Here is a 23,780-nt window from a genome sequence, read left to right on the forward strand (position 1 = left end):
TATGGCTGAAATTGAAATTGTCTTTAGCGAGAGGCTACATGATGGCGCTTCAGTTGTATGGGGGCGGCTAATACAACAGCTCAAAAACTTTAATGAGGATGCCGTCATTGATGGCTTTACCGGCAAGAAAATAGGGTTGGCGGACGTTTCGGATTACTTGAAGAAAAACAAGTGTCAGAGTTTTTTTATTGAGCTGGCAAACGGTTCTGTCGAGTTTTCGTATGTGGCAGATAAAGCGTTTTATCGGCTTGATATAAAACACCTGGCGAATTCGATTGAAGTTGCACGGCCCTTGATTGAAGCTTTAATCGATGAGCCCGGCTTTGTTCAGGCTCGAATTTACGACGCCGAGTATGATCGATGGCAAAATGCCGAGAGTCTTACGCTCTTTGAAGTTGAGCGCGTCGAACACGCTCATCTGCCCAAGAAAAGTAATGGGCTGCCTTTTCCGCTGACCCAAGAGGTCGTAGATATATCAAAAAATCCTGGGCGTTGGGTTTTAAGAAACGGCTACATTGAGGCGGTTGGCGCTTTCATGTGGGTAAGCAAATACTTGCTTCAGTTAGTGGGTGTCGACGAAAAGAAGTTAATGGATATCGACTGCTTTGCAGTAGAAGATTTGGGCGGCGTTTTGAAGATTGCTGCCTATAACCAGTGCTTCACTGCAGCCGTAGGGGCTCAGGCAGAGAGGCAGGACTTGCTGAGAGAAGTTTTGTTTAACGCGTGAATTAGAGCGAGAATCGGGCGCGAGAAATAGGGTTAAGGCCACGGTTTTCTAATTAAAGTATTAATAGTGGTCTGACCCCTATTTCTCGGTCGATGATATAACAGGATTGCCGAAAAGAGACTATTGGGAGCCGGGCATGAAATCTATCAAGGAGGAAAAATGATGTTGATAGGAGGATATGTCCTGGACCCTGAGCAAGGAAGACTACAGATACCTATCATCCATCAGTCGACAGCTGAAGAGATAGAAGCCATTGTCCGACAATATGCTTCTCGTGACGGCGTTGTTAGCTTAATAATCGATCCCGAACCCGAGTACGGTCCATATAAATTAAATCTGTACACGGATTCTGGAAACTTTGTCCTCATGTTGGCCCAATATCTGGAAGAAGGTGAGCATGATGTAAAAACTATCAATAATCAGCGTGCAGGAGCAGAAATGATAGAGATTTTAGGCGACCGATATCCTGCGAGGTCAATGACGAAAGATATAAATTTTATCTGCTCGTGCTTCAAAGAGTTTTTGCGTGTTGGTAACGTTAGTGAGTCAAAATTAGTAATTTTGTAATCACAGAAAATTGGGGTCACACCACGTTTTAAGGTTGGCAGAGATGCTCTTAAAAAACATCAGAGTTAGTGTAAAGGGGGCGGATTTATTTAAACAATCTAAAACTCCAGATGAGTTGATTAAATAAATCCGTCCCCTTTGACCTCAAATACCTGCGAACTCTCAAGGCCGAATAACTATGGGGGTTGCGGTAGTAGAGGATGCGAATGGTGTTCGCTCTGTTCTGGTCAGTACAAGTGAACCTCGTGGCTATCTTCGCCCTGGAGTGAGTTTGCAAGAAGGCGAGAAAGTAGTTGTTGGAACTGGCCACGCAGAAGCGGATATTGTCAGCTATGCCAACGCTAACGGATTGAAAGTTCTTGATGTCGGTGCGACACGCCCTGTCTGTGCATCATGTCAGCGTAAAGGGGACGGATTTATTTAAATATAAAAACTCCAGATGAGTGATTAAATAAATCCGTCCCCTTTGACCTCTATTCACCCCTCAATAAATACCCATAACAGCTTGATATGTGAGCCTAGGAATTATCTTGAAGAATCTTTTGCTAGCCTTCTTTTCAACTTTGTTCCTGAGCGGCTGCGGCTCCACTGCCTATGAGAAGCCTATTTCTTACGATCAGGCAACCACCGCACGCATCCGTCTTTTCGGGAATAACGGTTTGCCGGTTGCCATCAATCCAGGGCAAGACTGCGCTTCGAGTAAAGAACCTCTTTATGCCTACGGTTATACCGTTGCGGATAAGGTCAATTCCACCTTGGGGCAACACACCAAACGAAGTGTCGGAATGCCTGCTTCCTGGAGAAGTGATCACCTGAGCTACGGCGAGTCTTACGCGGAGTTTGTTATACCCGCGGGTCTACCGTCTGTAGTCGTGATGAAAATGCTTACCGGCGAGGCGTTTTGTGTGCCGGATCCCCGCGTGTTTGTTCCTGAGGCGGGTAAAGACTATGAGGCATACCTTCAGAGGCAAGGCGGGCAATGCGGTGGGGTAATTCGGCTGCTCTCCGACGTAGAGGCGCCTGGCGCTGTCGCAGAAGTGCCGTCGAGTAGATGCGCAAAAAATTAGGTGTGTTCATCGGTTTGAGTCGGCAGTTATTCACGCTTGGCGTGTAGCGCAATAGCCGGGGTACAGAGAGGCGGACCACAGGTGTGATCTGCCCCTATCACTGCCTCATCGTCTAACAAGGCAACTCGTCAGCCGCCCTGTTGCGGTCAGTTGATGCTGTTAAGCCGGCGACTGATGACATCCAGCAAATCACACCCATCGCGCAGCGGAATAGCCAGCAATTGGGCGAAGTCTTGAAGCACCACAGCATCGCTGCTGAGCTGTTCGCGAAAGGCCAGGTTTTCCAGCAGTTGGGTGACGGCGCGAATCCGGTACACGGCGGCGTCGTGGAGGACATCGAGGGGTGCATGGGTGTCGATGAGCAGGGCGGGGACGGTGCAGTCGTGGCCCGTGAGGGGCATGTATCGATTCATTGTCAGTACTCTGTTGGTGGATTAAGCCACCACTCATTCGTCGCCAAACGAATGGGTGGCAGCTGTACGCAGGTTGGCGAACCGGCAACAGAGAAAACCGGCAGACCCGAAGGTCTCCCGCGCACAGCCGCCATATCATGCACAGCTTTGCGGGTGCAAAAACACCCGCATAGAAGCGGGATGCTTTTGCGCTCTGTTGTCAGGTCGCCAAACCTGAATCGCCATATGGGCGACGGCCCGGACTATAAGCCCGCACCCAAACCCACGCAAGGCAGCAAAGTACTGGCCCACTCCCAATGCCTCATGTCTTCACCCCCATTGCCGACACACTGGCGTTGATTAAACGCGTTCACCACCACCAACATTAAAGGACTGATGTGAAAAACCTTCTCCTGATTCTCCTCTCCACCCTCATCCTCGGCGGCTGCGTCAGCCAGCCCCTCACACCCGAGCATCGTGCGCAGGTCAAGACGGTCAAAGTGCTGCCCGTAAAGTGGGAAAAGAACATGGTCTACATGGGCCGTGAACAAGCCTGGGGTGCGGCCCTGGGCGCCGGGCTTGGCGCGGGCGTTGGCATGGCCAGCGGCGCGTCCAAGCTGGGCACGGCGGCCTTGAGCGGTGCGGGGTTTGCCGCCGGCATGAAGGCGGGGCAACTGGCTGAGATGTCGACGCCGGCCGCGATCCTCACGGTGATGGACGCCGAAAATATCGACTTGGGCGTGTTGCTCAAGCAGGCCTTTATCGATGCCTTGGCTAAGACGTCATCGCTCAAAGTGGTGGGTGACGACGAGCCGGCCGATGCACAGATTCAACTGACGGTAGGCGAGTGGGGCTTTCGCCTGACCCAGGGTTTCAGCAGCGTGGTCTACCCAACGCTAACCGTCGTGGCGCGCATGGACCGTGGCGACGAGATGCTCTGGCGCACGGTGGAGACGGTCACGCCGTTCAATGGTCAGAATGTCTACGGCTACACACCGCTCACTCATCGCACTGATCCTGAGGCATTGCGCCGTGCGTTGACGGGTATCACGCAGATCTCCGGTGGATATCTGGTGAAAGAGCTCAAGTAACTCCGCGAGCAGATCAGGAAATACCAGGAGAGTGACAATGGAAAACACATCTGAAATACGACAGTTGATCAGCGAGATTACCTCGGCTGTGGGCTATGAAGGGAACTTTGGCGACCGTATAGATAACGTCGACTTGATACTGAGCGAGGTGGATGCCGCGAGTCGCAATGGTGTTCCTGCTGACTATCTGGAGTTCCTTGCCACCTTTGGGTTTGGTGAGCTGGACTGTGCGCTCTATGTGAGTGATGGGCCGGTAAGGTATACCGCTCTAGCCGATGCAGACGCGGGCATCTATGCCGGGCTGTATGTCTTCGCGGGGGACTCCTGTGAGGTTTCATACGCTTTTGATACTCGGGGGCAATTGGGCGATCGTTGAGCTGGACGCTGAAATCGATGAGGTTGAAGTCGTATCTGAAGACTTTTCGAGCTTCATTTTAAATAAGCTGGCTTATGTAAAAGATCTGATCGAAAGGAGGCAGGCATGGACCTCTACAACTTCACCGAAGGCCAACTGAACGGCCCCGCCGAGGCTGCGTTTGTCGACGGTCTCAACGCCACCCTGGGCGTAGCGCTCCCGCCTAGCTACCTCGATTTTCTCAAAGCACACGATGGCGGCGATGGCTTTATCGGCGACCATTACATCGTCTTCTGGCAAGCGCAGGAATTGGCTGACTTCAATCGTGAGTACGAGGTTGGAACCTATGCCCCGGGCATTTTTCTATTTGCTTGCGATGGTGGTGGGGAAGGCTACGGTTTTGACACCGATGAGGCTTCGATGCCAATTGTGCGCATCCCCTTTATCGGTATGGATCGCCAGTATGCCGAGCCGGTCGCGCAGGATGTGCCCGAGCTTTTTGTTCGGTTAGCGCTTGAGCCTCAGCGGTAGGCCACGGTGCCATAACGCGCAGCATCTTGAACATTTTGTATATCCCATTGTCTTTACCCCGCCCACCCGCAACCGGTCGGGCTGCATGGACTGCAGCGTTTTCAAAATACATTAAGGATTAATGTGAACCTCGCCCTCTCATTCACTTCTCTGCCACCGCCCGCTGCGGTGCACTCGCTCGCGCCTGCGTTGCAGAAAGACGCCTTGGGGGCATGCACTCGGATCAAGTGATCCTTCGCTCAGCACACCTACAGCCGCCGGGCTTATTGGCGGCTTTGACTGTAGTTCATGGAGTTTTAGATGAAGCGTAAGCCGTTCCAGAAAACCCTGTTAGCCCTCATGGTCAGCGCAGTTGCCGCGCATGTCAGTGCGGTGGAGTTTGACGTCAGCACCGGCCAGAACATGTGGAAAGGCCAGGTGTTCAACGAACCTGTCACCTTGACCGGTTCGCGGAATGTGGTGGCCACGCAGCGTTTCGTCGATGGAGCCAGCGTTGCCGAGACGGATATTCAGGGCTCGTTGATCAATCGCGCCGATTACACGATCGATGGCAGCGGCCTCAACATTCGAGGTTTTGTGGTGGACGGCGCGCTGGACTCGGATCTGCGCGCCCGTGGCGGCACCATCACCGGGGATGTGATTCAGGCCGGTTCGATCAGGCTGACCAACCAGACCTGGGCCGAAGGTTTTGAAGTGGGCGCCGCCAACATCGGTGGCAGCGTCATCAACTCCGGCAACATCGTGACCGTTGACGTACCGGGTTCGGACAGTGACGGCGAGGGCATGTACCTCAATGGTACGACCGTCGGCGGTGACGTGGTCAACTCCGGGCTGATTGATGTGACGTCCATCTACGGCTACGGCCTGATTCTGGACACTCACAACAATATGCCGGTGACCATCGGCGGCAAGATTCTCAACTCCGGGACCATTCGCGTCACCGGTGAGGAAGCGCTGGGCATCGAGGTTGAAACCGACACCAGTGACCTGCGCATCGAAAACAGCGGGTTGGTGACGGTCAATGGCGGGCTGGCCAAAGCCGTACAGTTCAACTCCGGGACTTACGATTACGTGCTCAACACCGGCACTATTGAAGCCAACGGCACCAACGCGGTAGCCATTAATTTGGCCGGGGCGACCTTTACCCTGAACCCACAGACGGGCGCACGCGGCATCGTCAACCGTGGCCTGATCAAGGCCGACAGCACGGCGATCCTGGTGGACGCGAAGTACCAAACCTCGCCTTTCGAAATCAACCAGCAAGCCGGCGAGATCCGCAGCAACTCCGGCACCGCCATCGACGCCGCCAACCTCGCCACGCTGAACTGGACCGGCGGCAAAATCACCGGCGACCTGCTCAACTTGAGCGCGGTGAATGTCGCAGGCCAAGCCGATTTCACCGGCAGCCGCATCATCGCCCCGGTCTCGATCAACTCCGGCTCGCTGAACCTTTCCGCCCCGGGCACCACGATCACCGGCGACCTTAACGTTGCCAACGGCGCGGGCATCGATATGCACCTGTCCGACAGCGTCGTGCCGACCACGCCGTACCTGAACGTGAATGGCAACGCCACGTTCGCCCAGGCCTCGAAGCTGACGGTGAGCGCGCAACCAGGCGACTTCGCACGCACCAACAACGGCACCCAATACACCTTGGTGCAAGCCAACAGTGTGCAGAACAACGGCCTGTCGGTCGCCAGTTCGTCGTCGTTGCTCGACGTGCTCAGCTACTCGGCCGACGCGCAAACCGTCAAGGCGGTGGTGGCGGTCAAGGACAACCAGCAAGTGCAGCAAGAGCTGGCCGGCGTGGGCGCCAGTGCCGCAGCGGCGACGGCGGTCAATACCTTCTAAAAATGACGTGCTCGGCGACCTCAACCAGAACGATCAAGTGTTCCAGGCCCTGGCCAACGCCGGTACTGCGCAGCGACTGGCGCAAGTCAGCGAACAGCTCAAGCCGGACGTCAACCGCGGCGCGCTGGACGTGGCGTTGTCGGGCCAGACCGTGGTCAACGGCGCCATCTTCAACCGCCTCACCGACCAGCGCGAAAGCCACCAGGTCGGCGGCGTGTGGGTGCAGGGCCTGAGCAGCAACATGGACCAGGATGGGCGGGGCGGCAACAACGGCTACTCGGCCAACAGCAGCGGCATGGCCGTGGGTGTGGACGGGCGCTTGAACGACACCACCACGTTGGGCGTGGCGTACAGCTACCTTAACTCCAACATCCATTCCGACCTCGGCAACAAGACCGATGTGGAGGGCCATGCGCTGTCGCTGTACGGCAACTGGTCGCTGCAAAACTGGTTTGTCGACGGCAGCCTCAGCTATGGCCATAACGACAACGACAGCAAACGCCATATCGCCGGCACCACAGCCAAGGGCAGTTACGACAGCAATGTGCTGTCTGCGAGTGTGATCGGCGGCTACAGCTTCAAGCCGTCGCAGGCCGTGGTGATCGAGCCGCGCGTGGCAGCGCGTTACGCCAACGTGCGCATGGACGGTTTCGACGAGAAGGGTTCTTCGGCCGCGCTGAGCACCCAATCGCAACGCTATGAAGTGGGCGAGCTGGGCGCTGGTGTGCGCTTGGCGGGCAACTTGCCCATGGGCGCCGGTACCCTGCAGCCGGAAGCAACCTTGATGGCGTATCACGACCTGATGGGTGATCGCGTCGCACAAACCTCCAGCTATGTGCTCGGCGGTTCTGCGTTCACCGTCACCGGCGCTTCGGTGGCGCGTGACAGCTATGAAGCCAGTGTCGGCGTGAACTACCAGGTGTCGGACTTTACCGTGGGGGCCAGCTACACCCGCCAGGCCCGCAGTGGGTTCGATGCGGATGGGGTGATGCTCAAGGCGCGGTACGCGTTTTAAGTTTTACAGCCGATAGAAAACGGCGTTGGGCTGCGGTTCTCCCACGTAGCCCGAGCCAGATTTTTAATTGTGTTCAAGGAAGTTACCCATGAAAAAGACCTCACTCCTAATCCTCGCCCTGGCCTTGGCCGGCTGCCACTCCACTGCCAGGAACTCCTCGCCAAGCCTGCTGACGGACGGCGTTCAGTTGCAGCAAAAAAAGGTCGAGGTGGACGCCGAACACGCCAAGGTCATCATGAAGGCAACCGGTTTCACCTACCCGGTGCAGTTCTCCGTACGCCGTAGTTCCGATGTGGACCAGCGCCCGGAAATTCTCGGGACGGTGGTTGATTCCGGTCGCGGCAAGGTATTCGGCTGGATCGCCAAGATGAGCGAAGTGGGCAACAGCGCCGTCGCCAAACGCTTCCCGCAGTTGGAAGTGCAGGCTGACCCGGGGCAGCCCTTTGAAGTGATCGGCGAGTCACGGGTCTACAACGCCAACTACGTTGGCCTCGTCAAAACCTATGTGTATGAATGCGGCCCCATGAGTTCGACCTTCAAGCCTGAGAAGCAAAAGGTCTACCTGGTGGAGTTCGTGATTATCGGGAAGGGGTGTGAGCAGCATGTGTATGACGTGACTGCGCCTAATGAGCGTGTTCCGGTGGCGACTGTGGCTCCGGCGGCGTGAGCCAGAGCCCGGCGCCAATGCAAATCCGATAGTCGCTCAGGTATCGACGGGTACCGCCGGGCTCCGTGGCAACAGAAGAGGCGCTGATGATTTCTGCAGATGATGTTGATGGCCTGCTTGAAGATATTTTCGAGGGGCACAAGGACTTGGCGGTGTTTGTCGCTGGTGGCAAGTACTACTACCTGGCAGACGACAAGGGAAATTTCTGTATCGATGTCAGGCCTGAATACAGGAGCTATGTCGAAAGTGGCGTCATGGACAGTAGCCTCTATGACCAGGCCGTTTCCGAGTTCAGAGGGGGCGTTCCGGTCCTGGAGGTGAATACCTTTCAGCGCTATCTGGATAACAACAGCGTCAACGTTTATTCGCTGGAGTGGATGGTCAGTTTCTTCACCTACGGTTACTCCGCTGCCTACCTTGGCGAATTTCATAACCATATCGAGGCCGTTCTATCTGGCCACGCGAAGCCTCGTCTGGATGAATGCGAAAAAATGCGGATGAGGCTGCCCCGCTTTTATGTGGACCTGGATAGCAAGGTGTTCCGGCATGTTGATTGGGACAGGTTTCACGAGTCCTATGTGCCCTCGGACTGGGACGGGCAAGCGTCTGGATCATTCGCGGAGCTGATCCCGAAAGAGCAAAGATATTGGGTTGTGGATGGCATGGACTTTTGGACGTTGTACGCCTGATGGCGGGTTAGCTTCGTCGCCTGGCGATAAGTTGGTCTGTGCCGTCGTGCCCCACTCGAAGTAACACACGCACCCGCGCAGGAGAAATACCGTGGTAATGACATTGGTAATGGTTGGACTGGGCCTGGCGATTTTGATGCAGCTGGCCATTTTTTGTGTGGCCGTAAAAAACTCGCTGGTGCATGCGCTGCTGTGCCTGTTTATCCCTTGTTATGTGTATGTTTATGCCAGAAAGGATCGCCAGGCCAGGCCGTTCCTTTGGGGGTGGTACACCGGTATTGGCTTGCTGGCCGCTGGGGCTATTGCTTCAAATTGAAGCGGGACTCGAAAAGGCGCCGACAACGCCGTAAAATGAAGTCAAATTGACATCATTCAGGGACGAGTTCAGACATGCGCGTTGTTGCTTTACTCCTGGCATTCAGCTTTCTGGCTGGCTGCGCCTCCAAGCCGGCTTACTACATTTCGCCCGCACCGGTTCACATTCCCAAGACCGCCACCTATTGGCTCGATACCTTCGACGTTGACGTGGTGGGCAAGAACCCACGCTTCCTGCCTGATGACAAAGTCCGCGAGCAACTGGGCGTCGACCTGGTCAATCGCCTGATCACGGCCAAGCGCTACGCCACCAGCAAGGAAAGCGCCGACTATCTGTTGGATGTGAAGGTCGTCTACGCCCGTCATTTCCAGGATTCGAAGGGCGGGATCGCCACCGTGCTCGTTGATGACAACACGGTCCTGACCAGTGTGGATTTCAACTACCTGGTCAAGGTCAAGAAGGCCGGTGCCGAGGTATTACACTTCGCCAAGGACCGCGACAGCCTGGTTCCCGCGGGCTTGTTTGGCCAATGGCAGCAATACAAGACGATCGGCGGGATCGTCAGCAATACCGGCAACACCAGCGTCGAGCCGTTTTACACGGGCGTGTTGAGCCGATTTATCGTTGATGATTTGCGCAATATTCCGTCACGCTAAGTTGCTTTAACCCGAATCACCCACTCCTTGCGTCTGACCTTGTGAACGGATCATTCACTCACGAGGTTCAGACCATGTCCCGTCCTGTTCTGCTGTTGCGTCCTGCCGCCCAAGGCTTCGCCGTGACCCTGCTGGTGGCGCTCGCCGGGTGTGGGCTTTCTTCATCCCGTGATGTGGCCAAGCCTGCTGAATCGGCACCTGTTGTGCAGGTGCAAAGTGAGCCCGCCAGCGTTCAGGGGGCCATGGTCAAGCGGATGGTTGCTCCTGCACCGATGGCGTCGCGGCTGGTCATGAACGACGCCGTCGCCCTGGAATACCAGGCCGAGCCTCGGGAGCACTATCAGAACCTCCCGGACAACCCGATCCGCAGCGTAGCCGAAGCGCCGGTTTCCACCTTCAGCGTCGACGTCGACACCGGCAGCTATGCCAACGTACGACGTTTCCTCAACCAAGGCAGCCTGCCGCCCGAGGGTGCTGTACGACTGGAGGAAATGGTCAATTACTTTCCCTACGACTACGCCCTGCCTACCGACGGCTCGCCCTTTGGTGTGACCACGGAAGTGGCCCCGTCGCCGTGGAACCCCCACACCCGACTGCTGCGCATCGGCATCAAGGCCTCGGACCGCGCCGTGGCGGACCTGGCACCGGCTAACCTGGTGTTCCTTGTGGATGTGTCCGGCTCAATGAATCGCCGCGAAGGTCTGCCGTTGGTCAAGAGCACCCTCAAATTGCTGGTGGACCAATTGCGCGACCAGGACCGCGTGTCGCTGGTGGTTTATGCCGGCGAATCGCGAGTGGTGCTCAAGCCCACCTCGGGCCGGGACAAAACCAAGATCCGCAACGCCATCGGCCAACTCACCGCCGGAGGCTCCACCGCAGGCGCTTCGGGGATCGAAATGGCCTACCAAATGGCCCGCGAAGGATTTATCGACAAAGGCATCAACCGCATCCTGCTGGCCACCGATGGCGACTTCAACGTGGGCGTCAGTGACTTCGACAGCCTCAAGCAAATGGCCGTCGACCAGCGCAAAAGCGGTGTGTCCCTGACCACCCTCGGCTTTGGTGTGGATAACTACAACGAACACCTGATGGAACAACTGGCCGATGCCGGTGATGGCAACTACGCCTACATCGACAACCTGCGCGAAGCCCGCAAGGTGCTGGTGGACCAACTCAGCTCGACCCTCGCTGTGGTGGCCCGGGATGTGAAGCTGCAAGTGGAATTCAATCCGGCGCAGGTCAGCGAATACCGATTGCTCGGCTATGAAAACCGCGCCCTGAAGCGTGAGGATTTCAACAACGACAAAGTCGACGCCGGCGAAATCGGTGCAGGGCATACGGTGACCGCGTTGTATGAAATTGTCCCGAAGGGTGAACAGGGCTGGCTGGAGCCACTGCGCTACGCATCGGCGGCCAAGGCTGAGGGTAAAACTGATGAGTTGGCGATGTTGCGGGTACGCTACAAACCAGCGGAAGGCGGCAACAGCCGACTGATCGAACACCCGATCAGCAACCAGCAGAGCGGCGAACCCAGCGACGACCTGCGTTTCTCTGCCGCCGTGGCCGCCTTCGCCCAGCAACTCAAGGGTGATGGCCGCTACACTGGCTCCATGAGTTTCAAGGACACGGCCGCACTGGCCCGCTCCGCCCGGGGCGACGACCCCTTCGGCTTGCGCAGCGAGTTTGTGCAACTGGTCGAATTGGCCCAGAGCCTCCAGGCCCCGGCCAAACACTGATCCACCTCAAAGGAGTGCGTCACCTGATGGATTCACCCAGCGACGAAGCCCTGCTGTCCCGCTACCGCAGCGGCGACGGTGCAGCCTTCGAAGCCCTGTACGCGCGGCATCGACAGGGCCTGTACCGTTTTCTGGTGTCCTTGAGCAACAAGGCCGAACTGGCCGAGGAAGTGTTCCAGGACACCTGGCTCAGCCTGATCCGCAGCACCAGCGAGCCACAGGGCCGGGCGAGTTTTCGCACCTGGCTGTTCCAGATTGCCCGCAACCGCCTGATCGACCACTGGCGCAAACACGGCATCCACAACCCGCTGCACGACAGCTACGATGAGCAGCTTCACGGCCAGCCCGACGACAGCGCCGGGCCCGAACAACTGCTGAGCCTGAGCCGCGACCAGGCGCGCCTGGACAGCGCGCTGCAAGACTTGCCCGAAGACCAGCGCGAAGTCTTCCTGCTGCGCCTGCACGGTGAGCTGGAAGTGCCACAAATCGCCGCGCTCACCGGCGCCCCACTGGAAACGGTAAAAAGCCGCTTGCGTTACGCCCAGCAGAAACTGCGCCGACTGCTGGCCGAGGAGGTACCCGCATGACTGACTCCCGACATACCCAGGACTCGAACGACGAGGTGCTGATCGAGCATTTCCGTCAACACACCCGCGGCGAGCCGCCGGCTTCCCTGGACGCCTTCATCCTGGCCACCGCCCACCGCGAAGCGCCCGTGCGGCAACCCGGCCTGTGGCAGCGCTGGTTGCAGGCCTGCCAACGGCCGCGCTGGCAGATGGCATTTGCCACCGTGGCAGGTGTGGCGCTGATGATTGGTTTGGTCACGCGCTCGCCGGTGCCGCAGCCGGAGTTATCCACAGGCACTTACTCGGCGGCTCCGCAAGAACTGGCCCGTCCGGCCCCGGCAGCCGCGCCGATGGCTCGATTCTCCGCGGCTCCGCAGGCTGACAGTGCGCCGCAGGTGCAGGCAGAAGTCGCGGGCTCGCTGGCGGATGAGCCGGTGGCGAAGATGAGCAAGCGCTCGGCTGTTGTGCTGCCGCCATTGGAGCAAGGGCTGCAGGAAATCCTGCGGTTGCGGCAGGCAGGAGAGACGAAGGCGGCGGATGAGAAGCTGCTGGAGTTGCACAAGCGCTTTCCCAAGGAGGATCTGCCGGCGCGGTTGGATGCGTTGAAAAATCCTTGAGGTGGAGGTCGCCAGCTGGCGGTTGACGAGAAACTTCCGGCCTTTATAATCATCCGCAACACGGCCCCTGTCGGTTGATGCGCTTCGGTGCAGCAATTGCTCAGGGGTTTTTTATTGCCTTGATTTTTTCGATTACCAATCGCGCTCCTGCCAGTGGTGATCCACTCCCATGCCCTCCAAATTAAGATCAAGGTGGGACAAGTCTGGAAAGTCATTCTCCAATAGCGCTTTCAGCCGTCGCCCCCAGCTTGATGACGGATTGATGATCTTCATCAAGTGGTGGGTGATACACAAGAGCATAAAAGGGCGCGCGCGTCGGTGTGCATCATCATGGAATGCGACCAATGCAGGAGCCTGTTCCTCAGGTGGCAGTTTTGGCTGATCAACGATGTTCCGATTCCACAGGCGACTGTGATGGGCGCATACGTTTCGCAGGTAGTTCAGGCTGCGCAGCCAACTGGCGAAGACCCTTCCATTGCTGATCCCGTACTCTTGAGATATGGCATCTTGATCCGCCTCAGTCATGCCAGCATAAAGGGTCGACAACGTGCCGAAGTCCCAAACCTCGCAAGCCACCCAGACCGCCAGCGGAAGGCCGTATTTTTCCTTGTTATGCCGGATAAAGTCTTCGTTCGAGCGGCTGATCAATGCGGCGTGTTTGCCTACCCAGGCATGATGTTTGGTGAGCCCTGTTTTCCCGTCGATTTGGGTAGAAAAACTTTCATGGAAGAGCTCAGGTTTTAGATACGCAAACTTTTCGTGCTTGCCCAGCCCGTGGGATATGTCCACTCGCAATGCGATTTCGATACGTTCCAAGGCGTCCATGGTCAACAGGCGAAGTTTTTTATCAAACACATAAAGATCGACTGCGTTTTGGAAGGTAGTGCCGGGTTTGAAAGTGTCTAAAGGGAGCCGCCCCGGTTTGGTTTTGCTCGGCTTCTGATTTTTGTGCTGAATAAGTGGGCAGCACAGCTCGGTGCGCTCACGAAAGGCGAACCAGTAGCCGCTGAGGCGGTAATAGCCAATGCGCTCCAGATACTCCAAGGCTTTAGATCGCTCAGTAACGATCATTCCGCGAGCTATCAATATCTCAAGTTGGTCCTGGTAGCTCTGCCAAGGTTTAGGGTAACCCTGGATCATTGGTGCATCACTTTAGGCATGTGCAAGTCCCTCCTGCTTGAAATCGATACAAGCGCCCGCCCTTCGATGTGTGGCGTCACTCGGGCTTTCACTTTGCTGGTCGAGAAACTTATGGTCAGCCATAAAACTGTTACTTTATTTGCATCTTCTTCTTTATCTTGCGCCCACAAAAAAGCCCCAGGCCTTTCGACCTGGGGCTTTTTCATCTGTATCTGGTGCACCCGGCGGGATTCGAACCCACGACCCCTGCCTTCGGAGGGCAGTACTCTATCCAGCTGAGCTACGGATGCTTGTGCGGGCGACATCATACCCATGTCGACCTTGGGCGTCCATGCCGCTTTTCGCCCGGCCGCCCGTAGGAATACGCGCCGCTGACGCCCTGTGCCGGGCGTCTCGGCGCAATAGGGCGGAACTCGCCTGAAACACGCTGATCAGAAAAATGGAGCAAATGCGCCGTTTTCGTTCTTTTTTTCGAACAGACTATTGCCCTGCACCCCCATTGATCCTAGGATTCGTTTGAGATTTCAAACGCTCCTGCCTGGGTGCTGAACCGCACATTTGTCCTTTCGTGCGCTATTTACGTGCTTGCGCCCAGTGAATGATTTCCCTGACGGCAGCCCTCAAGGCGCCTTTCAACAACTCTAATTCGCTCCGCGCGTGCGCGGTGCTGTTAAGGAAAGCCGACATGCAGCTCAAAGACACCCAGTTGTTCCGCCAGCAAGCCTTCATTGATGGCGCTTGGGTCGATGCGGACAACGGTCAAACGATCAAGGTCAACAACCCCGCTACCGGCGAAATCCTCGGTACCGTGCCAAAAATGGGCGCCGCCGAAACCCGTCGCGCCATTGAAGCAGCTGACAAGGCCCTGCCGGCCTGGCGTGCACTCACCGCCAAGGACCGCGCCAACAAGCTGCGTCGCTGGTTCGAGCTGATTATCGAGAACCAGGACGACCTGGCTCGCCTGATGACCCTGGAGCAAGGCAAGCCGCTGGCCGAAGCCAAGGGCGAAATCGTTTACGCCGCTTCGTTCATCGAGTGGTTCGCCGAAGAAGCCAAGCGCGTCTACGGTGATGTAATTCCCGGCCACCAGCCGGACAAGCGCCTGATCGTGATCAAGCAACCGATCGGCGTTACCGCTGCCATCACGCCGTGGAACTTCCCGGCAGCGATGATCACCCGTAAAGCCGGCCCGGCCCTGGCCGCCGGTTGCACCATGGTGCTCAAGCCTGCGTCGCAAACTCCGTTCTCCGCGTTCGCCCTGGCCGAACTGGCCCAGCGTGCCGGCATTCCGAAAGGCGTGTTCAGCGTGGTCTCCGGCAGCGCCGGCGATATCGGCAGCGAGCTGACCAGCAACCCGATCGTGCGTAAATTGTCCTTCACCGGCTCCACCGAAATCGGTCGCCAGCTGATGGCCGAATGCGCCAAGGACATCAAGAAAGTCTCCCTGGAACTGGGGGGCAACGCGCCGTTCATCGTGTTTGACGACGCAGACCTGGATAAGGCCGTCGAAGGCGCGATCATTTCCAAGTACCGCAACAATGGCCAGACCTGCGTCTGCGCCAACCGTCTGTACATTCAGGATTCGGTGTATGACGCGTTCGCCGAAAAACTGAAAGTGGCCGTGGCCAAGCTGAAGATCGGCAACGGTCTGGAAGAAGGCACCACCACCGGTCCGCTGATCGACGAGAAGGCCGTGGCCAAGGTTCAGGAACACATCGCTGATGCCCTGAGCAAAGGCGCGACCCTGTTGGCTGGCGGCAAGGTGATGGAAGGCAACTTCTTCGAGCCGACCATCCTGGTCAACGTGCCGAAAGACGCTGCCGTGGCCAAGGAAGAAACCTTCGGCCCACTGGCGCCGCTGTTCCGTTTCAAAGACGAAGCCGAAGTGATCGCGATGTCCAACGACACCGAGTTCGGCCTGGCTTCCTACTTCTATGCCCGCGACCTGGGCCGTGTGTTCCGTGTGGCCGAAGCCCTGGAATACGGCATGGTTGGCGTCAATACCGGGTTGATCTCCAACGAAGTGGCGCCGTTCGGCGGCATCAAGGCTTCGGGCCTGGGCCGTGAAGGCTCCAAGTACGGGATCGAGGATTACCTGGAAATCAAATACCTCTGCCTGGGCATCTAAGCCCGGCGCGAGATTGCAGTAAACGCAAAGGGCACGAGAGCGCTGTCCCTTTGCGTGTTTCACACCGTTATTCGTAGTGGCCGGGAAAGCTGTGGCAGTCGATCATCGCATGCTGCCGTAGTTGCCTCCCCGCCACGTATTCCTTGGACCACGCCACCCGATGAGTGGCGAATGAGGACTTTATGAGCAAGACCAACGCATCCCTGATGAAACGCCGCGAAGCCGCTGTACCGCGCGGCGTTGGCCAGATTCACCCGATCTTCGCCGAGTCGGCGAAGAACGCCACCGTGACCGACGTTGAAGGTCGCGAGTTCATCGATTTCGCCGGCGGTATCGCCGTGCTGAACACCGGTCACGTGCACCCGAAAATCATCGCGGCCGTGACCGAACAGCTGAACAAGCTGACTCACACCTGCTTCCAGGTACTGGCCTACGAGCCGTACGTTGAGCTGTGCGAAAAAGTTAACGCCAAGGTGCCGGGTGATTTCGCCAAGAAAACCCTGCTGGTCACCACCGGTTCCGAAGCGGTAGAAAACGCCGTGAAGATTGCCCGTGCCGCCACTGGCCGTGCCGGCGTGATCGCGTTCACCGGCGCTTACCACGGTCGCACCATGATGACCCTGGGCCTCACCGGTAAAGTCGTGCCGTACTCGGCCGGTATGGGCCTGATGCCAGGCGGCGTGTTCCGCGCGCTGTTCCCGAACGAACTGCACGGTGTGAGCGATGACGACTCCATCGCCAGCATCGAACGCATCTTCAAGAACGATGCCGAGCCGCGTGATATCGCTGCCATCATCATCGAGCCGGTGCAGGGCGAAGGCGGTTTCTACGTCGCGCCTAAATCGTTCATGAAGCGCCTGCGCGAACTGTGCGACAAGCACGGCATCCTGCTGATCGCCGACGAAGTGCAAACCGGTGCTGGCCGTACCGGTACCTTCTTCGCCATGGAACAGATGGGCGTTGCCGCCGACCTGACCACCTTCGCCAAATCCATCGCGGGCGGTTTCCCGTTGGCCGGCGTGTGCGGCAAGGCTGAATACATGGATGCCATCGCGCCGGGTGGCCTGGGCGGCACCTACGCCGGTAGCCCGATCGCTTGCGCTGCGGCCCTGGCGGTAATGGACGTGTTCGAAGAAGAGCACCTGCTGGACCGCTGCAAGGCTGTCGGCGAGCGCCTGGTGACCGGCCTGAAAGCTATCCAGGCCAAGTACCCGGTAATCGGCGACGTGCGTGCCCTGGGCGCGATGATTGCGGTCGAGCTGTTCGAAGATGGCGACAGCCACAAGCCGAACGCCGCTGCTGTTGCTTCCGTGGTGGCCAAGGCTCGCGACAAGGGCTTGATCCTGCTGTCCTGCGGCACCTACGGCAACGTGTTGCGCGTGCTGGTTCCGCTGACCTCGCCGGACGAGCAGTTGGACAAAGGCCTGGCGATCATCGAAGAGTGCTTCTCCGAGCTGTGATCGAAAGTTGACCTGATCGACAAAAACCCGCTTAGGCGGGTTTTTTTGTGCCCGATGAACGGTATTCAGCCGTTGTTCATTGTACCCAAGCGTCTCCTTTGTCTAAGGTGCTGGTATTGCCGATGGAGCGTGCTGGATGACTGCTGTTGATTTACCTGCTGTACCCCGTGTGCTGATTGCCGAGGCCGACCCTTGGTCCCGGGATTTGCTCAAGCAGGTGTTGCTGAATGTGCGCTGTGACGCACGGCTGGATGTGTGTGCCGATGGCCAGCAGGCCGCCGAGCTGCTGCGTGACAAACCCTACGACCTGATCATCGCCGACTGGGAGCTGCCCGGCGTCGATGGCCTGAGCCTGTTGCACAGCGTGCGCCAGCAACGGCGAACGCCGCTGTTGCCGTTTATCCTGCTGGGCACCCGCAACGACAGCGCCAGCGTGCACGAAGTCTTGCCCCTGGCGCCGACGGCGTACCTGACCAAACCCTTGAACATGGAAAGCCTGACCCAGCGCCTGCAAGACCTGCTGCTGAATGAAGGCGAAACGGTGTATTGCGAAGTCCCGGCCCTGGCGCCGGGCATGACCTTGCCGGTGTTTCTGGAGCGGCGCCGCGAAGCCTCCGATGGCGCGCCGCTGCGAGTCGACGTGCAGGCTGCGGTGCAATACAGCCTGGAACCGGAGGGCCTGGACCTCAAGCGCCTGGAAGAGCAGGTGCGCATGGACCCGCAAATCACCGCCGTGCTGATCGCCGCCGCCAACAGCGCCGGGTATCACGGCTCGCCGGTACAAACCCTGGCCATGGCCCTGCACAAGCTGGCGGCCGGGCAGAGCATGAACCTGATCCTGGGGCTGGCCCTCAAGCACAACGTGGTGCTGAGCGACCCTGGCCTCAGGGATTACGCCGAGCGTTACTGGCAGCTTTCCCAACGCACCGCCGATTACGCCCGCAGCCTGGGGCGCATGCTCGACCTTGATCACGAGCGTTGCTACAGCGCCGGCATCCTCCATCGCCTCGGCGACCTGGCCTTGCTGCGGTGCCTGCAAGACTGGTTGCAGGGTGGCGGCGAACTGGATGACGAAGCGATTGGCGAGTCTCTCTACACCTTCGGCGCGGCCTATGGCTCGGCGTTGCGCACGCGCTGGCGCTTGCCGCTGGAGCTGCGCCAGTTGATCGCGGCGATTTACTCGCTGGAAGGCGGGGTGTATTCCCGGGAAGCGCTGGTGGTGAACCTGGCGGCGCAGCTGGCGCGGCTGACCGAGCATGAAGGCGTTGAGGCGCTGGCGAAAAGCAAGACGGCGCGCCTGCTCAAGGTGGGTTTGCCGGAATTGACGCGTATGCGCAAAACCTAGCAGGCGATACGGGCCAGTGTGGGAGCTGGCTTGCCTGCGATAGCATCATCCCGGTACAACTGGCACACCAAGGTGCCTGCATCGCGGGCAAGCCCGGCTCCCACAGGTAATCGCGTAGCGTCAGCCGACGAGCACGCGATTTTTGCCTTGGCGCTTGGCCTCGTACATCGCGGCGTCGGCGCGGGCGAACAGGCTGTCGACGTTGGCATCCTCGGCCGTCAGGCTCGCCAGGCCCTGACTGACGGTGACTGCGAAGCTCTCACCGTCATGGCTGAAACTCAGTTGCGCAATCTCATGCCCCAGGCGTTCGGCCACCTGCATTGCCATCTCCGGTGCGCAACCGGGCAGCACGGCGGCGAATTCTTCGCCACCAATGCGCCCGAACAGGTCGCCACGGCGCAGAACCCCTCGACCGCTCTCGGCGATACGCTGCAACACCTGATCGCCCTCCAGGTGGCCGTAGGTGTCGTTGACCACTTTGAAGTCATCAATGTCCAGCAACAGGAACGCCAGAGGCGTGCCCTGCAGGCAGGCACGTTCGAACTCGTGGTGGGCGCACTCGAAGAAGTGCCGGCGGTTGCTGCTGCGGGTCAGCACGTCGGTGGTGGCCAGGCGATGCAGTTCCAGCTCAAGCTGCTTCTTTTCAGTGATGTCCTCAGCCATGCCTACGACGATCACCGGCTGGCCGGGCTCGGCCTGCTGGCTGATGTAGCACTTGTCGCTGAGCCAGCGGATCTGCCCGTCGGCGGTGATGATGCGGTACTCGCGGTCTTCCACGGCGCCGCTGTGCAGCACTTGGGCCAGGCTGTGCTCGGCGTAGTCGAGGTCTTCGGGGTGAATGCTATTGCGCCATTCCCGATGGTCCGCCAGCAGCATGCCTGCCGTACGTCCGAAAACCCGCTCATAGGCCGGGCTGACATACAGCACGCGGCGGGTGTCCCACTCGATGGCCCAGAGCACGGCATTCACGCTGACCAGCAGTGAACTCAGCAGTTGCTCGCGTTCACTCAAGCGTTCCACTTCGCCCTGGGCATGCATCAGCGCCAGCAACGTAGCGGCGGCGGCCGGTCGTGGCTGTTCGTGGACGGGGGTGTCGGTGAAGGTCTTTTCGGGGACCATCGGCACAACTCTCTCTGGGCATGCCGCGGGGTTGGGCAGCGGTCACAACAAGGGCCGCCGGGATGGCGAAGTGTTGTTTGAGAGGGGGAATTTGCAGCTAAGTTCCGTTATCAGCGCCGATTTGAGGTGACCAAGAAATGGCGCCAGAAACATGTAGGAGCGAGCTTGCTCGCGAAGGGCGTCAACGATAACGCGTGCTGTCTGGCTGCACGCGGTGTAATTGGGCCCTTCGCGAGCAAGCTCGCTCCTACAGTGATCAGACCGCGGCAGGCCGCAGCGAATAGGTCTTCAGTTGGTGGGCAAAGTCCCGCAGGGATTGAATCCCGCTGGCCTCGGCCTCGTGTACCCATTCCTTGATCGCCGCCAGCATGTCGTGGCCGTTGGTGCTGGTTTTCAGCCAGATCTGTTGCAGCGCCAGGCGCTTCTCGTAGATCACTTTCAGGGCCTGGCTGTGTTCCAGCATGCTTTGGATGCGCACGTGGTGACGGTCATCCAGCAGGCTGGTTTCCCGCGACAGCAGGCGCTTGGCGCGATGGAATTGGTGACGCACCGAGTGATCGACCTTCTCCAGTTCCTGCTTGACCAGCGGGCCAATCACCAACTTGCGGTACTGGGCCATGATCTGGAAGCGGTTGTTGAGGATCGCCATGGCGGTGTCCATGTCCAGGTGGCCCTTGCCTTCAACCCGGTGGGCGATCGGCGCGACCCGTTGCACCTTGGCCAGGCGCAGGAAGCTGAACACTTTGATCCAGGCCCAACCCAGGTCGAACTCCCATTTCTTCACCGACAGCTTGGCGGAGTTGGGGTAGGTGTGGTGGTTGTTATGCAGTTCTTCGCCGCCAACGATGATGCCCCAGGGAATCAGGTTGGTCGCCGCATCACGGCATTCGAAGTTGCGGTAGCCGATGGCATGGCCCAGGCCGTTGATCACGCCGGCGGCCCAGAACGGGATCCACATCATCTGGATGGCCCAGATGGTGATGCCGATGGTGCCGAACAGCAGCAGGTCGATCACGCCCATGATCGCCACGCCCAACAGCGGGTAGGGGGTGTAGAGCTTGCGTTCGATCCAGTCTTCCGGGCAGTTCTTGCCGTAGATGCGCAGGGTCTCGGGGTTTTCGGCCTCGGCGCGGTACAGCTCGGCGCCTTTGCGCAGCACGGTGGACAGACCTTTGATCACCGGGCTGTGGGGATCGTCGACGGTTTCGCACTTGGCGTGGTGTTTGCGGTGGATAGCGGTCCACTCGCGGGTGTTCTGCGCCGTGGTGAGCCACAGCCAGAAGCGGAAGAAGTGTTTCAGGCCAGCATTGAGCTCCAGGGAGCGGTGGGCTGAATAGCGGTGCAGATAGACCGTGACCCCGACAATGGTCACGTGGGTCATCAACAGGGTGACTGCCACCAGTTGCCAGGCCGACAAGTCAAGAAAACCGTTGTACCACATAGGCTGTATGGCCCTCAGATAAAGAAAAAACCAGCTTGCGCATTATCACTAAGCCTACAGATAAAACCAGCCGCCCTTTCAGATAGGAGTGACTGGATGTTTCTTATTCTATAATCCGTAACCTTTGTAGGGCGAATCTGGTTTTTTAGTAAGGATTACTAAACATATGCTGTTTTCATACCGAGGTGCCCTGCGTGCAGGGCTGGTGTACCTGCTGGTTTCGATTGTGTGGATTCAGCTCAGCCATCAGGTATTGATCAACTTTATTGATGAACCCGTGGAATTGGACCGCTGGCTTCAGATGCGCGGCTACGTGTGGGTCAGCCTCAGCGCGCTGGCGATCTACCTGCTCTGCGCCCGTTTTGCCCGGGCGAACCTGGTCCAGCAGCCACTGCGGGAAAACCGTGAGCGCCTGCGCCAGGCCGCTGCCGTATTCGATTGCACCCGTGAAGGTGTGCTGGTCACTGACGCCCAAGGGCTGATTGTTCACGTCAACCGGGCCTTTATCGAAATTACCGGCTACCAGTGCGAAGACGTCATGGGCCACCAGCCCAGCCTGTTTAAGTCCGGACGCCACTCGGCCAGTTTCTACCGGGCCATGTTCCAGACCCTGGAGCGCGACGGTGAATGGAGCGGTGAAATCTGGAACCGCCGAAAAAGCGGCGAAATCTACCCCCAGTGGCAGACCATCCGGGTGATCCGCGATGATCAGGGCCAGATCAGCCACTACGTCGCGGTGTTCTCCGACATCAGTGCCATCAAGCACTCCGAGCACGAGTTGGCGCACCTGGCCCACCACGACCCGCTGACCGACCTGCCCAACCGCCTGCTGTTCACCGACCGCGCCGAACAGGCCCTGGCGTCGGCGCAGGCGCATAAACGTGGCTGCGCCTTGCTGCTGCTCGACCTCGACCACTTCAAGATCATCAACGACAGCCTCGGCCATAACGTCGGCGACCAGTTGCTCAAGACGGTCGGCGAGCGCCTGCAAGGCCTGTTCGGCCCCGGCGTGACCCTGGCACGGTTGGGCGGCGACGAATTTGCGGTGCTCGCGGAGAGTTGTCCACAGCTGGTCCAGGCTGCCGCGCTGGCACAACGTATTCTCGACGCGATGAAAGAGCCGTTCATTTTTGACGGACATCAACTGTTTATCAGCGCCAGCATCGGCATCAGCCTGTTCCCTAGCGATGCCCTGAGCGCCGAGCAACTGCTGCGCAACGCCGACTCCGCGTTGTTCAAGGCCAAAAGCGCTGGCCGCGAAGGCTACGCCTTGTACACCGAGGAACTCACGGCCCACGCCCAGCACCGGGTGGAAATGGCCGGCGAACTGCGCCGCGCCCTGGAGCAGCAAGAGCTGCGGGTCTATTACCAGCCGGTGCACGAGCTACAGAACAGCCGCCTGATTGGCGTCGAAGCCCTGGTGCGCTGGCAGCACCCGGAGCGCGGGCTGGTGCCGCCGGGAGATTTCATCCCGATTGCCGAGCGTACCGGGCTGATTGCCGATATCGATGCCTGGGTCATGGACCAGGCCTGCCGCCAGATGTGCCAATGGCTGGCCGACGGCGCGCCGCTCACGTTTCTCGCGGTGAATGTGTCCAGTCGCCTGTTTGCCCGGCGCGAGCTGTACGACCAAGTGGCCAAGGTATTGCACGACACTGGGCTGGATCCGGCGTTTCTGGAGTTGGAAGTGACCGAAAGCGCGGTCATGGAAGATCCGGAAGTCGCCCTTGAGCAAATGCACCGCCTGCGGGAGCTGGGCCTGCGCCTGGCGATTGATGACTTTGGCACCGGTTATTCATCGCTGCTGCGGCTCAAGCGGCTGCCGGTGCAGAAGCTCAAGATCGATCAGGGTTTTGTCGCCGGGTTGCCGTGGGATGAGGACGATGCGGCGATTGTGCGGGTGGTCATTGCGTTGGCGCAGAGCATGGGCATGCAAGTGCATGCCGAGGGCATCGAGCAGGTCGATCAGGCGCGGTTTCTGTTGGACCAACAGTGCGACCTGGGCCAAGGGTACTGGTTTGGTCGGCCAATGCCGGCCAGTGAGCTGGATTGGAATAGAGCGCCGACAATTTTCTAAACACCTTGATTTGAAACAGGATCAAGTGTGGGAGCGGGCTTGCTCGCGAATGCGGTGGATCAGCCAATCTATGTATCGACTGACACGCCGCCTTCGCGAGCAAGCCCGCTCCCACATTTGGATCTCCACACGGCTTTATTTCGCGGGTCGTCTTGCCAAACCCCTCGCAACCCCACGTCCCACCAGAAAATTCTTTCTGGTTATATAAACATTCTTAAATAGTATTT

General features: G+C 58.5%; 22 protein-coding genes, 1 tRNA gene and 1 pseudogene. 18 read left to right on the plus strand and 6 right to left on the minus strand.

The window, feature by feature from the left end; genetic code table 11:
* Position 1: 1 nt before the first annotated feature.
* The 3 genes from NVB75_RS20930 to NVB75_RS20940 all read left to right on the plus strand — a co-directional run bounded on the left by NVB75_RS20930 (position 2) and on the right by NVB75_RS20940 (position 2,361).
* On the plus strand, positions 2-727 hold the full coding sequence (locus NVB75_RS20930; RefSeq protein ID WP_258343111.1) for a hypothetical protein: 726 nt from the start codon (positions 2-4) through the stop codon (positions 725-727).
* A 159-nt stretch (positions 728-886) separates the two neighbouring features.
* A complete protein-coding gene (locus tag NVB75_RS20935; protein WP_258343112.1) occupies positions 887-1,294 on the plus strand; it encodes a DUF6911 family protein in 408 nt (135 codons plus the stop codon).
* Positions 1,295-1,824: 530 nt separating this feature from the next.
* A complete protein-coding gene (locus tag NVB75_RS20940; RefSeq protein WP_258343114.1) occupies positions 1,825-2,361 on the plus strand; it encodes a hypothetical protein in 537 nt (178 codons plus the stop codon).
* A 146-nt stretch (positions 2,362-2,507) separates the two neighbouring features.
* Here NVB75_RS20940 and NVB75_RS20945 read toward each other — a convergent pair whose 3' ends face one another.
* Positions 2,508-2,762, minus strand: coding sequence for a hypothetical protein (locus tag NVB75_RS20945; RefSeq protein WP_258343115.1), 255 nt, complete (start codon positions 2,760-2,762; stop codon positions 2,508-2,510).
* A gap of 389 nt (positions 2,763-3,151) precedes the next feature.
* Here NVB75_RS20945 and NVB75_RS20950 point away from each other — a divergent pair, with 389 nt between their 5' ends.
* The 11 genes and pseudogenes from NVB75_RS20950 to NVB75_RS21000 all read left to right on the plus strand — a co-directional run bounded on the left by NVB75_RS20950 (position 3,152) and on the right by NVB75_RS21000 (position 12,843).
* Positions 3,152-3,844, plus strand: coding sequence for a hypothetical protein (locus NVB75_RS20950; RefSeq protein WP_258343117.1), 693 nt, complete (start codon positions 3,152-3,154; stop codon positions 3,842-3,844).
* 37 nt (positions 3,845-3,881) lie between these two features.
* The gene (locus NVB75_RS20955; protein WP_258343119.1) at positions 3,882-4,220 is read left to right on the plus strand and encodes an SMI1/KNR4 family protein; all 339 of its coding nucleotides are present in this window, start codon (positions 3,882-3,884) and stop codon (positions 4,218-4,220) included.
* A gap of 105 nt (positions 4,221-4,325) precedes the next feature.
* Entirely contained in the window at positions 4,326-4,730 is a 405-nt protein-coding gene (locus NVB75_RS20960) for an SMI1/KNR4 family protein (protein ID WP_258343120.1), read from the plus strand.
* A 300-nt stretch (positions 4,731-5,030) separates the two neighbouring features.
* Positions 5,031-7,596: pseudogene (locus NVB75_RS20965) on the plus strand (autotransporter domain-containing protein).
* An 88-nt stretch (positions 7,597-7,684) separates the two neighbouring features.
* Positions 7,685-8,263 carry a hypothetical protein gene (locus NVB75_RS20970; protein WP_177069510.1) on the plus strand — a complete coding sequence of 193 codons (579 nt, stop codon included), beginning with the start codon at positions 7,685-7,687 and terminating at the stop codon, positions 8,261-8,263.
* 86 nt (positions 8,264-8,349) lie between these two features.
* Positions 8,350-8,952, plus strand: coding sequence for a hypothetical protein (locus NVB75_RS20975; RefSeq protein ID WP_093203056.1), 603 nt, complete (start codon positions 8,350-8,352; stop codon positions 8,950-8,952).
* 97 nt (positions 8,953-9,049) lie between these two features.
* Positions 9,050-9,268: a hypothetical protein gene (locus tag NVB75_RS20980; protein ID WP_207198617.1), complete on the plus strand. Its 219-nt coding sequence runs from the start codon at positions 9,050-9,052 to the stop codon at positions 9,266-9,268.
* Positions 9,269-9,342: 74 nt separating this feature from the next.
* The gene (locus NVB75_RS20985; RefSeq protein ID WP_258343122.1) at positions 9,343-9,924 is read left to right on the plus strand and encodes a hypothetical protein; all 582 of its coding nucleotides are present in this window, start codon (positions 9,343-9,345) and stop codon (positions 9,922-9,924) included.
* A gap of 74 nt (positions 9,925-9,998) precedes the next feature.
* Positions 9,999-11,660: a VWA domain-containing protein gene (locus NVB75_RS20990; RefSeq protein ID WP_258343123.1), complete on the plus strand. Its 1,662-nt coding sequence runs from the start codon at positions 9,999-10,001 to the stop codon at positions 11,658-11,660.
* Positions 11,661-11,686: 26 nt separating this feature from the next.
* Positions 11,687-12,247 (plus strand): RNA polymerase sigma factor, encoded by a 561-nt coding sequence (locus NVB75_RS20995; RefSeq protein ID WP_003218160.1) that lies wholly within the window; start codon positions 11,687-11,689, stop codon positions 12,245-12,247.
* Positions 12,244-12,843, plus strand: coding sequence for a hypothetical protein (locus NVB75_RS21000; RefSeq protein ID WP_258343124.1), 600 nt, complete (start codon positions 12,244-12,246; stop codon positions 12,841-12,843). The genes NVB75_RS20995 and NVB75_RS21000 overlap by 4 nt, the downstream gene beginning before the upstream one ends.
* Positions 12,844-12,975: 132 nt before the next feature.
* Here the strand turns inward: NVB75_RS21000 and NVB75_RS21005 are convergent, their stop codons facing one another.
* From NVB75_RS21005 to NVB75_RS21015, 3 genes are all read right to left on the minus strand, one after another.
* Positions 12,976-13,983: an Abi family protein gene (locus NVB75_RS21005; RefSeq protein WP_258343125.1), complete on the minus strand. Its 1,008-nt coding sequence runs from the start codon at positions 13,981-13,983 to the stop codon at positions 12,976-12,978.
* Positions 13,980-14,189: a hypothetical protein gene (locus NVB75_RS21010; protein WP_017478058.1), complete on the minus strand. Its 210-nt coding sequence runs from the start codon at positions 14,187-14,189 to the stop codon at positions 13,980-13,982. Before NVB75_RS21010 ends, NVB75_RS21005 begins: the two co-directional genes overlap by 4 nt.
* A 7-nt stretch (positions 14,190-14,196) precedes the next feature.
* A tRNA-Arg gene (locus NVB75_RS21015) sits at positions 14,197-14,273 on the minus strand.
* 395 nt (positions 14,274-14,668) lie between these two features.
* Between NVB75_RS21015 and gabD the strand changes: the two genes are divergently transcribed.
* The 3 genes from gabD (at position 14,669) to NVB75_RS21030 (ending at position 18,916) form a co-directional block, all read left to right on the plus strand.
* Entirely contained in the window at positions 14,669-16,111 is a 1,443-nt protein-coding gene (gabD, locus tag NVB75_RS21020) for an NADP-dependent succinate-semialdehyde dehydrogenase (RefSeq protein ID WP_003218155.1), read from the plus strand.
* 182 nt (positions 16,112-16,293) lie between these two features.
* Positions 16,294-17,571, plus strand: coding sequence for a 4-aminobutyrate--2-oxoglutarate transaminase (gabT, locus tag NVB75_RS21025; protein WP_258343126.1), 1,278 nt, complete (start codon positions 16,294-16,296; stop codon positions 17,569-17,571).
* Between the two features lie 136 nt (positions 17,572-17,707).
* Positions 17,708-18,916, plus strand: coding sequence for a response regulator (locus NVB75_RS21030; RefSeq protein ID WP_258343127.1), 1,209 nt, complete (start codon positions 17,708-17,710; stop codon positions 18,914-18,916).
* A gap of 120 nt (positions 18,917-19,036) precedes the next feature.
* On the opposite strand, the gene NVB75_RS21035 is transcribed toward NVB75_RS21030, so the two are convergent.
* Both NVB75_RS21035 and desA read right to left on the minus strand, forming a co-directional pair.
* Positions 19,037-20,035: a sensor domain-containing diguanylate cyclase gene (locus NVB75_RS21035; RefSeq protein WP_258343128.1), complete on the minus strand. Its 999-nt coding sequence runs from the start codon at positions 20,033-20,035 to the stop codon at positions 19,037-19,039.
* A 256-nt stretch (positions 20,036-20,291) separates the two neighbouring features.
* Complete coding sequence (desA, locus tag NVB75_RS21040; protein WP_010168824.1) at positions 20,292-21,476, minus strand: delta-9 fatty acid desaturase DesA; 1,185 nt, start codon at positions 21,474-21,476, stop codon at positions 20,292-20,294.
* A gap of 166 nt (positions 21,477-21,642) precedes the next feature.
* On the opposite strand from desA, the gene dibA reads away from it, so the two are divergent.
* The gene (gene dibA, locus NVB75_RS21045; protein WP_258343129.1) at positions 21,643-23,553 is read left to right on the plus strand and encodes a phosphodiesterase DibA; all 1,911 of its coding nucleotides are present in this window, start codon (positions 21,643-21,645) and stop codon (positions 23,551-23,553) included.
* Positions 23,554-23,780: the final 227 nt, after the last annotated feature.

The organism is Pseudomonas sp. CBS (assembly GCF_024734645.1).
Taxonomy (GTDB): domain Bacteria; phylum Pseudomonadota; class Gammaproteobacteria; order Pseudomonadales; family Pseudomonadaceae; genus Aquipseudomonas.

Bases quoted from the DNA above. Each gene is read 5' to 3' on its own strand.
- NVB75_RS21035 (WP_258343128.1), bottom strand. From the start codon at position 20,035: ATGGTCCCCGAAAAGACCTTCACCGACACCCCCGTCCACGAACAGCCA.
- gabD (WP_003218155.1), top strand. From the start codon at position 14,669: ATGCAGCTCAAAGACACCCAGTTGTTCCGCCAGCAAGCCTTCATTGAT.
- NVB75_RS20990 (WP_258343123.1), top strand. From the start codon at position 9,999: ATGTCCCGTCCTGTTCTGCTGTTGCGTCCTGCCGCCCAAGGCTTCGCC.
- NVB75_RS20985 (WP_258343122.1), top strand. From the start codon at position 9,343: ATGCGCGTTGTTGCTTTACTCCTGGCATTCAGCTTTCTGGCTGGCTGC.
- NVB75_RS21030 (WP_258343127.1), top strand. From the start codon at position 17,708: ATGACTGCTGTTGATTTACCTGCTGTACCCCGTGTGCTGATTGCCGAG.
- NVB75_RS20930 (WP_258343111.1), top strand. From the start codon at position 2: ATGGCTGAAATTGAAATTGTCTTTAGCGAGAGGCTACATGATGGCGCT.
- NVB75_RS21000 (WP_258343124.1), top strand. From the start codon at position 12,244: ATGACTGACTCCCGACATACCCAGGACTCGAACGACGAGGTGCTGATC.
- NVB75_RS21005 (WP_258343125.1), bottom strand. From the start codon at position 13,983: ATGATCCAGGGTTACCCTAAACCTTGGCAGAGCTACCAGGACCAACTT.
- NVB75_RS20975 (WP_093203056.1), top strand. From the start codon at position 8,350: ATGATTTCTGCAGATGATGTTGATGGCCTGCTTGAAGATATTTTCGAG.
- NVB75_RS21010 (WP_017478058.1), bottom strand. From the start codon at position 14,189: ATGAAAAAGCCCCAGGTCGAAAGGCCTGGGGCTTTTTTGTGGGCGCAA.
- NVB75_RS20935 (WP_258343112.1), top strand. From the start codon at position 887: ATGATGTTGATAGGAGGATATGTCCTGGACCCTGAGCAAGGAAGACTA.
- NVB75_RS20980 (WP_207198617.1), top strand. From the start codon at position 9,050: ATGACATTGGTAATGGTTGGACTGGGCCTGGCGATTTTGATGCAGCTG.
- desA (WP_010168824.1), bottom strand. From the start codon at position 21,476: ATGTGGTACAACGGTTTTCTTGACTTGTCGGCCTGGCAACTGGTGGCA.
- NVB75_RS20955 (WP_258343119.1), top strand. From the start codon at position 3,882: ATGGAAAACACATCTGAAATACGACAGTTGATCAGCGAGATTACCTCG.
- gabT (WP_258343126.1), top strand. From the start codon at position 16,294: ATGAGCAAGACCAACGCATCCCTGATGAAACGCCGCGAAGCCGCTGTA.
- NVB75_RS20945 (WP_258343115.1), bottom strand. From the start codon at position 2,762: ATGCCCCTCACGGGCCACGACTGCACCGTCCCCGCCCTGCTCATCGAC.
- NVB75_RS20960 (WP_258343120.1), top strand. From the start codon at position 4,326: ATGGACCTCTACAACTTCACCGAAGGCCAACTGAACGGCCCCGCCGAG.
- NVB75_RS20970 (WP_177069510.1), top strand. From the start codon at position 7,685: ATGAAAAAGACCTCACTCCTAATCCTCGCCCTGGCCTTGGCCGGCTGC.
- dibA (WP_258343129.1), top strand. From the start codon at position 21,643: ATGCTGTTTTCATACCGAGGTGCCCTGCGTGCAGGGCTGGTGTACCTG.
- NVB75_RS20995 (WP_003218160.1), top strand. From the start codon at position 11,687: ATGGATTCACCCAGCGACGAAGCCCTGCTGTCCCGCTACCGCAGCGGC.